This is a genomic window from Fluviicola chungangensis (genome assembly GCF_007558725.1).
Classification (GTDB): Bacteria; Bacteroidota; Bacteroidia; order Flavobacteriales_D; family Crocinitomicaceae; genus Fluviicola; species Fluviicola chungangensis.
The window spans coordinates 89876-107504 of sequence record NZ_VLPL01000005.1; the positions used below are offsets into that span (position 1 = coordinate 89876).

8 protein-coding genes are annotated in these 17629 nt (G+C 43.1%); 5 read left to right on the forward strand and 3 right to left on the reverse strand.

From position 1 onward, the window contains the following. Positions 1–44: 44 nt before the first annotated feature. The 3 genes from ffh to FO442_RS11175 form a co-directional block, all read right to left on the reverse strand. On the reverse strand, positions 45–1394 hold the full coding sequence (gene ffh / locus FO442_RS11165; protein WP_144333275.1) for a signal recognition particle protein: 1350 nt from the start codon (positions 1392–1394) through the stop codon (positions 45–47). Positions 1395–1534: 140 nt separating this feature from the next. After that, the gene (locus FO442_RS11170; RefSeq protein ID WP_144333276.1) at positions 1535–2632 is read right to left on the reverse strand and encodes a TolB-like translocation protein; all 1098 of its coding nucleotides are present in this window, start codon (positions 2630–2632) and stop codon (positions 1535–1537) included. A gap of 133 nt (positions 2633–2765) precedes the next feature. Continuing rightward, the gene (locus FO442_RS11175; protein WP_144333277.1) at positions 2766–4877 is read right to left on the reverse strand and encodes an amino acid permease; all 2112 of its coding nucleotides are present in this window, start codon (positions 4875–4877) and stop codon (positions 2766–2768) included. A gap of 259 nt (positions 4878–5136) precedes the next feature. On the opposite strand from FO442_RS11175, the gene FO442_RS11180 reads away from it, so the two are divergent. The 5 genes from FO442_RS11180 to FO442_RS11200 all read left to right on the forward strand — a co-directional run bounded on the left by FO442_RS11180 (position 5137) and on the right by FO442_RS11200 (position 17591). Continuing rightward, positions 5137–7338, forward strand: a complete 2202-nt coding sequence (locus tag FO442_RS11180; RefSeq protein ID WP_144333278.1) for a M48 family metallopeptidase — start codon at positions 5137–5139, stop codon at positions 7336–7338. A 6-nt stretch (positions 7339–7344) separates the two neighbouring features. Further along, positions 7345–8235, forward strand: a complete 891-nt coding sequence (locus FO442_RS11185) for a hypothetical protein (protein ID WP_144333279.1) — start codon at positions 7345–7347, stop codon at positions 8233–8235. A 121-nt stretch (positions 8236–8356) separates the two neighbouring features. After that, positions 8357–9385 carry a T9SS type A sorting domain-containing protein gene (locus tag FO442_RS11190; protein ID WP_144333280.1) on the forward strand — a complete coding sequence of 343 codons (1029 nt, stop codon included), beginning with the start codon at positions 8357–8359 and terminating at the stop codon, positions 9383–9385. Between the two features lie 199 nt (positions 9386–9584). Beyond that, positions 9585–16541, forward strand: a complete 6957-nt coding sequence (locus FO442_RS11195) for a PKD domain-containing protein (protein WP_144333281.1) — start codon at positions 9585–9587, stop codon at positions 16539–16541. A gap of 3 nt (positions 16542–16544) precedes the next feature. Continuing rightward, positions 16545–17591: a PorP/SprF family type IX secretion system membrane protein gene (locus FO442_RS11200; protein WP_144333282.1), complete on the forward strand. Its 1047-nt coding sequence runs from the start codon at positions 16545–16547 to the stop codon at positions 17589–17591. Positions 17592–17629 lie beyond the last annotated feature (38 nt).

Below are 17629 nucleotides of genomic sequence, written 5' to 3' on the forward strand. Positions count from 1 at the left end.
CTAAAATTCCATTTCCAATTGTAACGCAATGTATTGCGTTCTTACTACATCCCCGGCATTCCGCCGCGCATTCCTTTCATTTGTTTCATCATGCCCATCATGTTCTTCGGATTACTCATCATTTTCATCATCTTCTTGGTATCCTCGAACTGTTTGAGCAATTTATTCACCTCCTGGATGTTTGTCCCTGAACCGTTTGCAATCCGCGTTTTTCGCTGACCATTCATCAAAGAAGGATTCGCACGTTCTTTCGGAGTCATGGAATAGATAATTGCTTCAATATGCTTGAATGCGTCATCCTGAATATCGACATCCTTCACAGCTTTTCCCATTCCAGGAATCATCCCCATCAGATCCTTGACATTTCCCATCTTTTTGATCTGCTGAATTTGCCCAAGGAAATCATTGAAATCAAACTGATCTTTCTGAATCCGCTTCTGAAGTTTTCGTGCCTCTTCTTCGTTAAATTGTTCCTGGGCGCGCTCCACTAATGAAACCACATCCCCCATTCCCAAAATACGGTCAGCCATCCGTTTCGGATAGAATACATCCAGGGCATCCATCTTCTCACCTGTACCAACAAACTTGATCGGTTTATCGACAACCGTTTTGATGGATAATGCTGCTCCACCCCGGGTATCTCCATCCAATTTGGTTAATACAACCCCATCAAAATTGATACGATCATTAAATGCTTTTGCAGTATTCACGGCATCCTGTCCGGTCATGGAATCCACTACAAATAAAGTCTCCGTCGGTTTGATTGCGTCCTTAACTCGTGCAATCTCATCCATCATCGCTTCATCGATCGCCAAACGACCTGCCGTATCGACGATCACCACATTAAAACCTTTGCTTCTGGCGTGGTTGATTGCTTCCGAAGCAATTTTAACCGGATCTTTTTCTTCTTTATTGGAGTAAACCTCAATTCCAAGCTGTTCTCCTAAAACATGTAACTGGTCTATTGCCGCAGGGCGATATACGTCACAGGCAACCAACAACGGTTTTTTATTCTTCTTTGTTTTCAGGTAATTCGCTAATTTCCCGGAGAAAGTGGTCTTACCTGAACCTTGAAGTCCGGACATCAATACAATTCCCGGAGTTCCCTGGATCTGGATCTCGCTTTCGTTACCACCCATTAATTCTACCAACTCTTCGTGGCAGATCTTAATCATCAACTGGCTTGGAGAAATAGCGTTCAACACATTTGCACCCATCGCCTTGTCTTTCACGCGAACCGTGAAATCTTTGGCGGTTTTAAAGTTCACATCGGCATCAAGCAAAGCCCTGCGAACTTCTTTCAATGTTTCCGCAACGTTAATTTCAGTAATTTGTCCTTGTCCTTTTAAAACTTTAAAGGCGCGTTCAAACTTATCAGTAAGATTATCAAACATGCTATTGAGCGATTTTTTTTCGATTACAAAGATACGACTAATTGAAAACGGATAATTGAAATTTGAAAAGGAATTGCACAATTTATCAAAAGATGCCTTTCATTCGAAAACTTTTCAGTCATTCATCTTCATTTTTACATTCAAAACCTAACTAAAGCACTGTAGCCCGTCAATCCCAAAGACTGAGTCATGACTCCCCCGATAAAGGTTGAATCATTCACAAAGGAGAGACTTCCTGCCAATCGATAGCTGTTGACACATTGCGGATGATTTTTCAAATTCATGTAGGTCAAACGCTTTTTATTACCGCCATTGGCATCCATGATCCACCAATCGGCTCCCTGGAGTTGTCCGGGAAAAATATCACAGTATGCCCCGGTCATGTATACAATCTGTTGTCCGTTTGGTGTATAGGTTGGAGCTTGAGAAAAACTTTCTTCCGTCAGCTTGCTTGTGTTTCCACTTGCAAGGTCAATCCGGTAAATAGGGGTTGCAACTAAATTATGTGATTCAAAAGTGCTGTAAATAAGGATATCCGTTTTGGATGGACTAATGCTTTCCACCTCGCCTCCTGCGAGCTCATTTCCAGGTTGATATGTTCGGACATTGGAAAACACAGGCCCCTGGTTCCAGCTTACGTCTGCCACTTTGAACACATACGCTCCGGCAGCTAAATTCAAATCCAGGAAAACCGGTGCCTGAATACGTTCTGTCCATGCAAACATAGTCCCGTCGTTTGAAATCGCTCCATGAATAATTCCATGATTGTAATCGTTGGGAAAATTAGTCATTTGCCATGCCTGACTTCCATCGCGCTTGATGATCCACAAATCCGTGTAAGCCCCGTAACCGGGTATTGCATCATCCGGAATACGTGTGTGGTCAGACTCCGTAGCGTAATCAGTTTTTTCAATATAGCAGTATAAATATTGTCCCGTCGGATCCCATTCTTCAGCCCACTGATGCCGGTTCGAAGCCCAGCCCGGATAGGTTAACTGAACCTCTCCGGTTCCATCGTAATTTGAAATGTAAATTTTGTACGTACCATCCGCATCGGGTTTATTGTACGCAACACTGTTCGTTGCCTGGTTGTAAATAACACCCATTGCATTATCCTTATACACTTCCATAGAGGCGTAATCCGTTCCGCTGTTATTCGGATCAACAGGTTTCTTTTTGCAGGCTCCCAGGATAAGACTTACACAGAATAGCACGGGAAAAATTGTAGTAGCTTTCATTTTAACGGATTATGAATACCAATTTACGAATTATGAACTGAATATCTTTACACCGGTAAGACAAGCAAAGATATTATAAAGTTACAGCTGAACCCAAAAAATCAGATTTTAACCCCATTTGTAAGCAAGTTTACTAACTTGCTAAACCGGTCGTTTTAAGTCCCAGTTTAGAATTCTTTCTGCTATAAAGGAAATAAATCACCAACCCTACGCACAGCCAAATGACAAATGCAATCCAGTTTCGTAACTCGATCTGGCTCATCATATACAAACAGGAAAGCAAGCCTAATAGTGGAATCAAAGAAAGATTTTTCCGGATGGTTACAATCGTAATAAACACAGTAAACAAGATGAATATCCAGGTAGGAATTTTATGCGCGAAGTGCGAAAATCCGCTGTTATACAATCTCTTCCCCGAAACATTAATGGTTTTCAAGGCTGATTCAATCGAAATTTCGGGTCCTTGTCCGAAATAGTTATACAGGTTCGAATCCATTAATTTAAACCCTTTTTCATCGTAACCTTCCAGGAAATTCACCAGGCGATCTTTTGTTTTTTGGTCTAATTCCGCAACTATTTTCGCCTTGGATGTACTTTTTATTCCTTTTAGAGAAGTTTCCAAATCTATCTTAGGTGCCTGTTCGAAATAAGCCAATAAATCAGAGCCGACGCGCGATAATCCTGTCTGGTCTATGGAAACAATATTTTCCTTCAGTTTAGCCGATTCAGCTTCCGATAAGTCCACGATCAAGTCCTTGGTTTCTTTCAATTCCGATTGATTGATAAGGAATCCCATCAGTTCGCTTTTGTATTGTACAAAACCAAAAACAATTCCTCCGACAACCAGGAAAGGCAGTACGTACTTCCCATTAATATATGGTGTTCTGAATTTACCTCTCGGAATGTCGGTTTTATTCTGAAGAATTAAAACTCCTCCACAAACCAAAACAAAAGCAAATAAGGTACCGATACTGCATAAATCTGTCACCATTGTCAGGTTCATGAACAATGCCGGAACAGCCACCACAAAACCAACAACAACTGTTGCAAAGGAAGGGGTTTTATATTTTGGATGCACCTTTGAAAATTTCTTTGGTAACAGTCCGTCCCTGCTCATCGACATCCAAATACGCGGTTGTCCCATCTGGAAAACCAATAGAACCGAAGCCATAGCTATAACCGCTGATACAGCAATGATTCCTGACATCCATTTCAGATCAATCTCCCGGAAAACAAAAGCCAGAGGATCTCCTACTGCCAACACTTTGTAATTTACCAACCCCGTAAGAATCAATGAAATAATCACATATAAAATGGTACAAATAATAATTGCCCACATCATTCCGCGAGGAAGATCGCGTTGTGGATTTTCGCATTCTTCAGCCGTTGTGGAAATCGCATCAAAACCAATATAGGCAAAGAAAACAGCCGAAACTCCTTTTAGAATACCGGAAACGCCATTTGGTGCAAAAGGACTCCAATTTTCCGTATCGACATAAAAAATACCGACCGCAATCACCAGCAAAATGATCGCCAATTTAATGACAACCATGAGGTTACTGGCATTCCTGCTTTCTTTCATTCCACGATATACCAGCCAAGTTATCAATACAATAATGAATAAAGCCGGCAGATCGAAAATCAGGTGGAAGCCGAAAATGGTCGGTGAACTTGTCCAAGCAGTATGAGCAGCTTGCAATCCAGTATCCAGGTTCTCAAAGGTTTTTCCTCCCTGCATCAGGGCCAATGCTTCATTGTAACCATTGTGTGCCGTCAGGTAATCGGTTTGTATCCATTGGGGAAGGTGGATATTTATTCCTTCCAGCATTCCTGTGAAATAATCGCTCCAACTGATTGCAACGGTGATATTTCCAATGGCATATTCCATGATAAGCGCCCAACCAATGATCCAGGCAATGATCTCTCCGAATGCAACATACGAATAGGTATATGCAGATCCCGCAACAGGAACCATGGATGCAAACTCGGCATAAGCAAAAGCGGCAAAACCACAGGCAATGGCCGTAAAAATAAATAAGAAAATAACTGCCGGACCACCATTTGAACTGGCTTCTCCGATCGTTGAGAAGATTCCGGCACCAATAATCGCTGCAATACCGAAAGCAGCCAAATCCCTTACTTTTAAATGTTTTCCAAGTGACTCATGACCGTCTGATTGACCTTGTTGGGTAGACGCCAGGATATCCTGTACAGTTTTTTTTCGGAAGAGAGAGTTTTGTTTCATAGTATTTCGCAAGGGAAGCAAAAATAAGAAGAAAAAGCATAGCTTTTGAAGGCAGAAGATTGCTTTTCCGTTAATGCGTCAGGGGAAGATGAAATTTGATAACCGGTAAGTAACCGTGTAACCATTGTTTTATTTACAGACACATTTGCAGCTTTCAAACAGGTCTTTTTCGCACCCAAATCGGATATTTCTTTGACCCGAAACTCCAATATGTTCACGGATTCATTACTTTTACAGCCAGTTACCTAAAAAACCGGTTATGTTAAAACAAACATTCATTCTAACCTGCCTTTTATCAATCACTGTTTCAAGCGGATCATTAGCTCAGAATAAAACAGATTTCGATCATTACCAAACACTGCTTTCACACGGTAGCATTCCGGAAGATTTCAGCCTTTCTACTTATCAAAAGGTTGATCGCGATATAAAAATCGACCGTCCGGAACTGTTGGTTTCTTTGAGAAAGAAATTTTACACCGGGATCCATTCCGCTATCGATGAAATCCTTCATTCGGAAGCATGTGCCTTCGGAGATCCTATTTCACTATATGTCAAGGACATTGCAAAAAACTTGTTGAAGGGCGACCGGGAAACGTTTAATGAATTGCGTTTTTATACCTTAAAATCGAATGAGACCAATGCATTTTCTACCGATCAGGGAATTATTTTCGTTACAACAGGTTTAATTTCCCAGGTAAGCTCTGAAGCTCAGATTGCCTATGTTTTGGCACACGAAATTGCACACTACAAGCGCAAACATGTTTTGGAGCGTTTCAAGCAAAAGACCATACTAAAAAACGCTAATTATTATGAATTAAGCACTTACAGTAAGGAACGGGAACTGGAAGCAGATGCGGATGCCATTGAATTGTATAAAAAAGCCGGATATGACGAAGCATTGATCGAACCTACATTCGATGTATTGATGTACTCTTATCTTCCCTTTGATGAAGTAAGGATTCCGGAGAACTTTTTTAATTCAACCGATTTTTACGTACCGGATTTTAAATTTCCAAAAGAACCGTTTGCAATAACCGCTGAAGAAAATTACAACGACAGCAAAAGCTCACACCCGAACATTTCGAAGCGAAAAAAACAAGTACTGGAAATTCTTGAAAAAGGAAACGGCTGGACAGGTGTTCCGAATCTCTTGGGAACAGAACGTTTCAATGAAATCAGAACAATCGCCCGATTTGAATCTGTGAGAAACAGCATCCTGGCTCTGAATCTGACCAATGCCCTCTACTCTATTTTCGTTCTGGAAAAAGAGTTTCCACAGTCACACTACCTGACCAATATGAAGGCAAAAACCTGGCTGGCATTAGCACAGACAAAATCTGCAATGGTATCCAAACCATTCGAATCAAAAATCCACAAAGAAGGCGAAATAGCAGTGCTTCACGCCATGTTGAAAAAAATGGATAAACTGGAACTTTCTTCCATTGCACTCAGACAAATCTATGACCTGCGTGCTGCCAATGCTTCAGATCCGGAAATCCAGGCAATCTATGACCGAATGGTTGAAACGGCAGCAAATACAAAGCAATTTTCGCTGGAATCCTTCTCAAAATACGATTATCATCAGGCCATTCAGCGAAACAAGGCTTACAACGATTCAATCGCTAAAATTCCGGTTGACAGTTTAAAGGCAGAGACTGCGAAATCGACCGAATCCAAATATGACAAGATCAAGAAAAAGCGGTCTGTAGACGGAAATATCGATGCGCAGGTCTTTGACTCAACTGCATACTATTTGTACGGAATGAATGATATCATGTCTGACAGCAGTTTCGTGAAAGCATTTAAAGCAGCTCACAACAATTCGGTTGCACTGACAGACAGCAAGGAAAACAAATCAAAATTAATTCCTGCAATTCCCGATCTGAAAAGTAAATCCATAGCCCTGGTGGAACCAGATGTGGAAATCATGGAGTCATCAAAGAAAACCGTCAAATTGTCGGAATCCATTAAAGCCAATTCAACCGAGCTGATTTTAGAGGAAGCATCAAATAACGGCTACAACCTCAATACCGATAATGCGCCAAGCTATCTGACTATCGAAGGAATCAATGCATTCATGTATCTTAAATCCGCATTGAGACAAAACGACGGTTATTCCAAAGTGAACTTCTTCCCGGTCGATTATTCCGAATTGCAAAACATGTCGAAAAAATACAATTCCGATGTGATTATGATCCCAACTATTTTCTATGTTGACAACAAGAAAAGTGCACCGATGGAAATAGCAAAACCGGTCATTGCAACCTGGTATGTGCCACCGATGGCTTTGATTCTTTTAACCGGAAAATTATTGGATGCCCAGAAAACACTCATCAATTTTATCGGAGTGGATTTGAAAAATGGTCATGCCGATTATTCGAATGTTTATATGATCAGTGGAAGACCAAGTAAAGTGGTCTTAGGATCCAAAATGTATGAAATTTTCAAATCAACTAACTAAGATCACATGTCAAGAATAATAGTCCTTTTCATCGCAGTATCTTTCATAAGTACTGTCAATTCGTTTGCTCAAACCGGTAAAAAAACTGATGTTTCCGCGAAGAAAAACCAAACTACCGGTTTCTACGGGAAACGTTTTACGCTCCAATTGGGCGCCGGGATCAACCACAACACGATTTTAAAATTGGGAAGCTACCAGGAAAGAAAGCTTAGAACAAACGCCTATTACAGCAACTATCGCAATCAGATCAAAGGGGATCAGTTCAATTATAATTTCTACGGAAGTTTGGGAATCGTTTTGAAAGAACGCACCGCTTTGTCGTTGGATTTCAACTACTATATGGGGAATAGCTTCCTGCAAAATATCGGTCGGAAAAACCTCTATGATGAATTTGGTTACCTGTATGCAACGGTCGGAGGATACGATGCCCGCGTGAAATACAATACCATCCGCATTATGCCACGGATCGAGATCGGATCACGAGGTTCCAATATGCCGACAGGATTAGTAAACATCCTCGGTTTGGGAGTAGAACTTTCCAAATTGAAATCGGGAAACTACAAAGCTATTACAGCTTATGAGTCACTCAGTTATTACAACTACGAGTCCGATTCGGTTTCAATCAGCAACCAAAACTTAAAATTTGTCGATGAATTTGCAATCAACCTGACGTTGATGTACGGTTTGGAATACCGAGTGGCTATTTCCAAAAATATTGCCTGGAATTTTGGCGGGTATGCCCACATCAATATTCCGGTTCAGGCTGCAATTTCGGATTTCTTCGGTACATTTGATTTCAGCGGTTCAAACAACGATGAAGAACAAAAAATCCAATTGTCCAAATACCGTTTTCAAAACCTATTCAGTGTGCGGACCGGTTTGGTAATCATGTTGTAGAAAAATTAATTTTCCAACCTTTTTGTTAAATAAGTATTCATTAGGTAAACAAACGTTACCATTCAAATAAAAATCGATTTGGTAAATCGTGTAAAATTGTAATTTTAGAAAAAAATAAACTATGAAATTAAATTTACTCTTAGCTACTAGCTTAATTACAGGAGCTGCTTTCGGTCAGTTCACTCAATCAAACGAACCGGTAATGGGGTCAACCATGACTATGTTTCTTTTAGACTCCAATGCAGTAGATTATGCTGCCGTTACGGGAACAGGCGTTACTTGGGATTATAGCACAACTCCCGGTATCACAGGTGAAACTAAAGATGTTACCGTAGCACTTCCTTCAGCAACTACAAATGGAAGTGATTACACAAGTTCCACATGGGCAATTGATATCGCGGGTTTCATGACTTCTTATTATACATCCAGTGCCAGTTCACGTATTTCTCAAGGATATGCTTTTGATGGTGGAAACGGTGCAGGTACAGTGAGAGTTGTTTTCGACGGTGGAGCTGACGATGCTTTAATCATGAACTACCCATACGACGTAACCAACTCTCTTACTGATGCATTTGCAGGAAATGCTATCACAGATAATTTCGGAACATTGGCAACATCGGGAGGAATTACTACGATCGTTGACGGACAAGGGACTTTGAAATTAAATGCAGCTACCACTTTATCGAACGTAACACGTTTTAAATTAAGTGACCAGGCAACTGCAGTTATTCCGATCCCGGGGTTAGGAAACGTGATCATGGAAAGAACACAGTATGAGTACTATACTATGACAAACCCTTACCTTCCTGTTTTGGTTCACTCCACTTTGGTAATTACATTAGCTGGCACACCAACTACACAGCATATTGTTATGAGCAGTGTTGCTCCGGATGAATACCTGGCAGTTTCCGAAAACAACAAAGCAACATTCGGTTTATACCCGAACCCTGCTAACGAATCAGTAGTGATTTCAGGTTTGGCTGGAAACGAAACCATTGCGATCGTTGATATGGCAGGAAGAACAGTTTTGACTACTCAAAACAACGGAACTTCTCAGACATTGAATGTAGCTGATTTCCAGGCTGGAATCTACAACGTGGTTGTTACTGCTAACGGAATCAAATCAACAAAAAAATTGACTATCAACTAAGAAATAGTCTTCAAATACTTTAAAAGCCTCGACGTTTCTCGTCGGGGCTTTTATTTTGGAGGCAACTTTCGTTTTCTTTTTTGCGTTTAATTGTATAAATTAGCTCTCAATAACTTGAGAGACAAGTACTATTACTGCAATTGAGGTATTTGAGGTTTGAAATTTATTTCCATCCTTTGTATCGGCTACAAAACTACGAATGAAGCAACTATTTCTTCTTATTGCTATTCCCTTGTTATTCCATACGGAAACGTATGCACAATGCGTTGCAAATGCCGGACCCGATTCAACCGTTTGCCTGGGTTCAACCGTTCAATTGGGCGGAACACCGGCGGGAACCGGAACTGGTACATTGTCCTATTCCTGGTCGCCATCAGTTGGACTTTCCTGCACCAATTGCCCAAATCCGGTACTAACTGCCAGCTCAAACCAAACTTATACACTAACTGTCAGCTCATCACTGGGTTGCACCGATAATAGTTCCGTTACTATTACAGTTGCTCCGCCTCCAACAGCTTCTTTTACCATTACGGGAAATAATAATTGTTCCGATATTCCGATCCAGTTTACAAACACCTCATCGGGAAGCGGGCTCACCTATTCCTGGAATTTCGGTGATCCGGGGTCTGGTGCTCAAAATACCAGTAACCTGATTAATCCCATTCATCAATACAATGCAGTTGGAGCCGGAACACAGAATTATACGGTTACACTGGTCGCTACCAATTCAAATGGATGCACAGCAACTATTACTCAAACCGTAACAGTCAACGCACTTCCGAATCCTGCTTTAATTGACCCGATTGCCGGAATGCGTAATTGCGACGGATCCAATTTCCCGCTAACAGTTTTCGATGCGTCTTCCACGACTTCTGTTTCCAATTATTCAATCGATTGGGGAGACGGATCTCCCAATTTCAGCGCGGCAACTTTTCCAGGCGCAGGTGTTTCGCATACATACACTACTGCCGAAATTTTTTCATTGGTTTACACCATTACCGGAAATAATGGCTGTATCCAATCTGCTTCGTACAACATTGCGAACATTACCAACCCGGCTATCGGAGCAGCAAACCCAGGAGCAACAACCGGCTGCGGCCCGATCACCCTTTGTTTTCCACTAAGTAATTATTCGTCCAATCACAATACCACTTTTTATGTCGTTGATTACGGTGACGGTTCTCCGAAAGACACACTTTCGCATCCACCACCTCCTACCATTTGTCATACCTATACAGGTTCTTCCTGCGGACAACCCGGAAACCAATTTGTATTCCGTATAAAAGCAATTAATTTATGCGACAGCAGTGAGGCTTCTATTTCACCAATCCGCGTTTATACAGGTCCGGTGGCAAACTTCAATCTGGCAGCTCCCAACAATTGTGTCGGTGCTTCTGTATTGTTTTTAAACACCACTCAAGCCGGGTTCAACAGTGCATGCAGTTCCAGCACCTTATTTCAATGGGATTTCGGTGACGGACAAACACTCACGACAGCAACAGCAACAAATCCAACGCATGTTTATACCGCACCCGGAACCTATACAGTAACCCTCACAACCACAAACAGCTGTAATTCCAATGTCATTACACACACTGTTTGTATTGAAAATCCACCTGCTCCGTCATTTACCGTGACACCTGCTTCGGCATGTATTCCATTCACTGCCCAGGTAACAGACGCATCCGATTTGGCAAATACCTGTAATGTAACCCGTGCCTGGACCGTCATTTTCAATGGAAGCCCCTGTTTACCTTCTTCAGGTGCCTTTTCTTTTGTTGGAGGAACCAACGCTTCTTCCGTTAACCCCCAGATCCAGTTCACACAACCCGGCAACTATACCATCCGTTTGACTTTAACGAACTCCTGTGGTTCATTCATTTCAAACCAGGCAATTGTTGCACAGGCTCCACCTCAGGTATCGATTAATTCCATTCCAAGTGTCTGTGCCGGTTTAAGTGTGAACCCCATAGCTGTTGTCAATGATTGTCTGGAACCTTCTGATACTTATAACTGGTCATTTACGGGAGGTTCTCCAAGTAGTGCAAGTACGCTTGTTCCGGGAACAGTTTCGTACCCTACTGCCGGAACTTTTCCGATTTCTTTGGCAGTCACCAATGCCTGCGGTACAACCACAGCGAATACATCGGTAGTGATCAAACCACTTCCTCCCGTATTAGATCCACAGGTGAATTCCCCACTTTGTGTGGGCGAAACTGCAAATTTCACTTCAAACGCCTCCCCTTCTACTACATATTCCTGGTCCGGACCGAATTCTTTTACCAGTAACCAGCAAAATTTCAACTTAACAAACGTGACCACGGCCCAAGGGGGAACTTACACCTTATTCGGAACGATGAACGGTTGTACCGGACCAAGTGCATCTGTCACCTTGGTTGTAAACCCTATTCCGGTAATCACTGTTACTCCCCCAAATGCAACAATCTGTAACGGTGAGTCCGTGTCTTTAACCGCTTCCGGTGCCACAACGTATACCTGGAATCCTTCCACCGGGCTATCTGCAACCAATGTGGCTACTGTGACAGCAAATCCAACAACTAATCAAATTTATACAATTGTCGGTTCCGATGGAACCTGTTCGGGTTCTACCACGGCCACGGTTACTGTAAACCCGTTACCGGTAGTCAATGCAGGACCAAACGTTACACTCTGTGATCAGCCCATTCCATTTACCTTAACTCCTACTCCGACCGGCGGAACCTGGACCGGGTCACAGGTTACTTCAGGGGGAGTTTTCACACCGAATGGAACAGGAGTATTCCCATTGGTGTATTCTTTCATAAATGGTAACGGGTGTACGAATACCGATACAGTCCTGATAACAGTAGTTGCTCCAACTCCAGCCTCTGCCGGTCCCGATTCTTCCGGGTGTTTCGGCGCCACAGCCATGACACTTACCGGAACACCTTCCGGGGGAACCTGGAGCGGAACAAGTATAACTGCTGCGGGAGTATTTACTCCAAATGTGGTGGGTACTCATTCCCTGGTCTATACATTTGGAACGGGAACATGTTTATCTCGTGACACCATGTTACTGACAGTAAACCCTTTACCGGTTGTAGATGCAGGCCCCAACTTCGCGGTTTGTATCGATGCCGGTATTCAAACATTGAACGGAACACCTCCGGGGGGAACATGGACAGGAACAGGAATTACTGATCCAGCCGGGGAGTTCACTCCTTCCGTTGCCGGAACCGGAAATAAAACACTGACCTATTCATTTACCAATGGAAACGGTTGTACTGCAGCTGACAACTTAGTAATAACCGTAAATCCGCTTCCTATTGTCAACGCCGGTCCGGATACAACAGCTTGTGACCAACCAAATCCGTTTCAATTAAGTTGTTCACCGGCCGGTGGAACCTGGGCAGGAGCAAATGTAAGCCCGACCGGTCAATTTACTCCTAATGGAACGGGAACTTTTACATTGACCTATGCATTCACAGATGCAAACGGCTGTACCAATTCCGATTCACGGATCGTGACCATCATCAGTCCGACACAACCGGATGCGGGTCCTGATTTCGCAGTTTGTATTGACGCTCCGAATGTTACTTTATCTCCTACCCCAACCGGTGGAACCTGGAGCGGTTCGTTCACTACACCGGCAGGGATTTTTAATCCAACGATTGCCGGAAGTTTCGATTTAATATACACTTTAGGATCAGGAGCCTGCTTACTGCGCGATACACTTGTTGCTCTGGTGAATCCGCTGCCGGTGGTCAATGCAGAAAATGATTTTAGTCTTTGCATTGATGCCGGAATTCAAAATTTAACCGGTACTCCGCCCGGGGGAACCTGGACAGGTACCGGAATAACGAACCCATCGGGAGAATTTACACCTTCTGCAGCAGGACCAGGGAACAAAACACTTACTTATTCATTTACCGATCCGAACGGATGTACTAATTCAGATAACACGATTATTACTGTAAATCCATTGCCTGTTGTAAATGCCGGGACTGACACAACGCTTTGTAACCAACCATTCCCGATCCAATTTACGGCAACTCCATCCGGAGGAACCTGGACGGGAGCAGGAATTACTTCTTCCGGTCTTTTCACACCCAATGCGACAGGCTCATTCAACCTGACTTATACTTTTAGTAATGCCAATGGTTGTACCAATTCCGATGTCCGGGTTGTTACGGTCGTTAATCCAACCCAGGCAGATGCAGGCCCGGACCTGGAAGCTTGTATCGATGCACCGGATGTACAGCTAAACGGAACTCCCGTTTCAGGAACATGGACCGGAAGCTTTGTCAATTCAAGCGGATTATTTAATCCGACCATTGCAGGAACTTTTCCATTAGTTATTTCCAACGGAGCTGGAAACTGCCTTACCCGCGACACCATGCTTTTCACCGTTCATTCTCTTCCTGTTGTAAGCGTAGGAACAGACGAGGAATTTTGTCCGAGCGAAAATGCTGTTAACTTTTCCGGAAGTCCTGCAAATGGTGTCTGGAGCGGAAACGGAATTACAGATGCAATCCTGGGAACATTTGATCCGGGAATAGCTCCTGTAGGTACCCATTCCATTGTTTATACTTATACCAACCCGGCAACCGGATGTATTAACCGGGATACTTTGCTGGCAATGGTCCATCCGATGCCGGTTGCGAACTTTACATACAATGCGATCACCTGTATCGGAACCAATGAGTTATTTACAAATACAAGTACCCTGGCCAGTCAAAACAACTGGAATTTCGGCGATGGAAATACAGCTGCTATTGTTAATCCAACTCACTCTTACTCCGCATCGGGATTCTTTGATGTGGAATTAGTCGTAACAACTTCATTCGGATGCCTGGATTCCGTTACACTTCAGATAGAAGTGCGGATTCCTCCAGTTGCAGACTTCAGTTTAACGCCGGATTCAGCGTGTGGGCCTATGGCGGTAAATTTCACGGACTTGTCATTGGGGCAAAGTCTGACCTATAATTGGGATTATGGAAACGGTCAATCAAGCACCGGTGCTATACCTGTTTCACAAACCTATCCGGCGAGCAGTACCAGTGATACCAGCTACACCATCACCCTGAGTTTGACCAATTTCTGCGGAAGCAGTGCCCATTCGGAACAAATTACGGTAATGCCTTCACCGACAGCTATTTTCGGAACATTGACGGATATCGGCTGCACTCCGCTCGACCTGGATATCGTAAACAACAGTTTTGGATTGCCTGACACCTACGAATGGAATTTCGGCGACGGTTCCACTTCAACTACTTCAGCCGCAACGCTTCAGCATACGTTCTACACAGGAACAGAAGATACTACATACACCATTCAGTTGATTGTAAGCAATGAATGCGGGTCGGATACTATCCAGCATCAAATTACAGTACTTCCGCCGCAGGTTAATGCCTTCTTTAACATTGACAATCCTTCCGGATGTGTGCCGCATACCATTAACCTGACACAGTTTTCACAAGGGGCCAGTTTTTCTTCCTGGGATTTTGGAGATGGAAATATTTCCACTGCTTACAATCCTTCCCATACCTTTACGTTACCAGGAACCTATGTTGTATCTCTTTTTGCAGCAGGTTGCGGTTTTGACACCGCAACGACCATTGTAACCGTTCATCCGCTGCCACAAATCGATTTTACTTCATTGGATTCAGTTTGCCTGAACCAGGGACTTGTATTTACGAATTTGAGTTCGGGAATTGCTTCTGTAAACTGGGATTTCGGAGATGGAACAAGTTCCTCTTTAACCAATCCTACTCACGCTTATTCCACTCCGGGTTATTATACCGTAACTCTTTCAGGGATCAGTCAGACTTACGGATGTACAACTCAAAAAACAAAAACAATTAAAGTCAACCAGGGGCCGGATTCCCAATTTTCTCTCGGGCCAACTTCCGGTTGTGAAGATTTAACGGTTCAGTTGACCAACAACAGCGTAGGAATTGTAAACCAGGTTTGGGATTTCGGTGACGGCAATTCCTCCATCCAGAGCAATCCAAGTCATACCTTTACCAATCCGGGTTCTTATGCTGTTCAATTAATTGTACTCGATGCTATCGGTTGTCCGGATACTGCCACACAGGTTGTTACGGTTTACCCGTTGCCAACAGTGGATTTCACTTACACTCCTGTGGATTCCTGCGTTCAGCCAACGGTCATCAACTTTACCAATCTGAGTGTGAATGCCGTGGGGTATACCTGGAATTTCGGAAATGGATTAACTTCTGTATTGACTGATCCCACTTCCACTTACCAGCAAACCGGAAGTTACACCGTCACCTTGGTCGGAACAACAGTTCATGGTTGTATCGACAGCATACAGAAAACGGTATCGTCGTATCAAATGCCTGTTGCTTCCTTTGTCTTGCCAACAGATTCCGTGTGTGTCGGGGAAGAAATTATATTGCAGGCAACTACGCAATTCACGAATAGCATTACCTGGTTCCTGGGTAACGGATCGGTTCTCAGTCAGAACCCTGCCGGAGCTTCTTTTGATGCAAGCGGAACTTACCCTGTAACCCTGATTGCTTACGGAAACGGCGGATGTAATGATACGGTTTATTCGACCACTTCCATTACTGTTCTTCCCCAACCGACTGCTGATTTCAGTTATATCAACGTGGAAGGCCCGGAACCGTTAAGCGGAATCGTTGATTTTACGAACCTGAGCAGTTTGGCAGATGCTTATTCCTGGGAATTTGGAAACGGCACGACCTCTTCCGAAGAAAATCCGGAAATCCGTTACGAGGAAGACGGAGAATTCAGTATAACGCTGATCGCAAGTACCATTTATGGATGTGCGGATACTCTTGTGAAACCGATTACAGTGGATTTCTTTTACGGACTGTATATTCCCAACGCCATGAGCCCCGGACATACGGACTTTGAAGTAGCGAACTTCGTCCCGAAAGGAGTCAACATGAAAGAATTTGAGTTATTGATTTACGACGACTGGGGAAATTTGATCTGGTCGACGACCGCGCTGGATGAAAACGGCAGACCGACAGAATATTGGGACGGAACTTATCGGGGTGAGCCGGTTCAGCAGGACGCTTATGTGTGGAAAGCCAGCGCAACGTTCAAAAATTCCAATGTATGGGAAGGAAAAGAATACCCGAAAGGCAGGGTCAAACGATCGGGAACCGTAACTGTAATACGCTAGAAAATGAGAGTACTGATTTTATTCCTATTCGTCGTTGCTGCAGGAAGTGTGTATTCACAGGATCCCAACTTTTCACAGTTTTACAACAACCCGATTTATTACAATCCTTCTATGACGGCAGTAAACAATGGAATTGCCATCAGATTGAATGCACGTTCTTTGTGGGGACCGATCCCGGGTAGGTTCAATACCTTTTCTTTTTCAGCCGAAGCACAAACAATGTACAAAATGGGATTGGGAATCATGGCCTATTCGGATGTGGGTGGTGAAGCGCTTTTGAGAACGGCCGGTGGTTACCTGAATTATTCTTACAGACCCGTAGACACGAAAAACTTTATTCTCCAAGCCGGAGTAAGCGGTGGATTTGTGACCAAGAATATTGATTGGTCGAAACTCACTTTCTCTGACCAACTGGATGAAACAATGGGGAAAATCAAAGAAAGCAGTTTTAACCGACCCAACTACAACAGTGTTTCCTACGCAGATTTCAGTGCCGGGTTGGTTGCTCGCTTCAATGGTTCAACACGTAAGCAACGAAATTCGTTCAAACGTTTCAATGCAACACTGGGCGGTGCGATCCATCACTTGTCACAACCCAAGGATGCTTTTCTTGCCGATAGTGATAGATTACCTTTTAAACTGGTATTCCATGCATCATCCAACATCCTTTTCAACGAGTTTGTGGTTTCGCCCGGGGTAGTTTATGAAATGCAGAATGAATTCAGAACATTTAGTGTGGGAAGTAATTTTATCAGTCAGCCCTTTATTATCGGTATTTGGTTCAGAAACAGAACGGCAGCTATGAATTTCAAGCAATACGATTCTTTTATTTTCACCCTGGGACTAAATCTGCGAACAAAATATGAAACACTTTGGCGTGTGACTTACAATTTTGACATGACCATTTCCCGTCTGAAAACAAGCAGTTATGGCAGTCACGAACTTTCACTGCTATTCGAAATACCGAATAAGGTTTTGTTCTCGAAGAATGCAAACAGCAAGAGCATGCGCAGAAGGTATCAGTGTCCGAAGGAGTTTAGTGGATTTTAGTTAATTCTATCACATTTTCATTAACCCAAAATCATTTT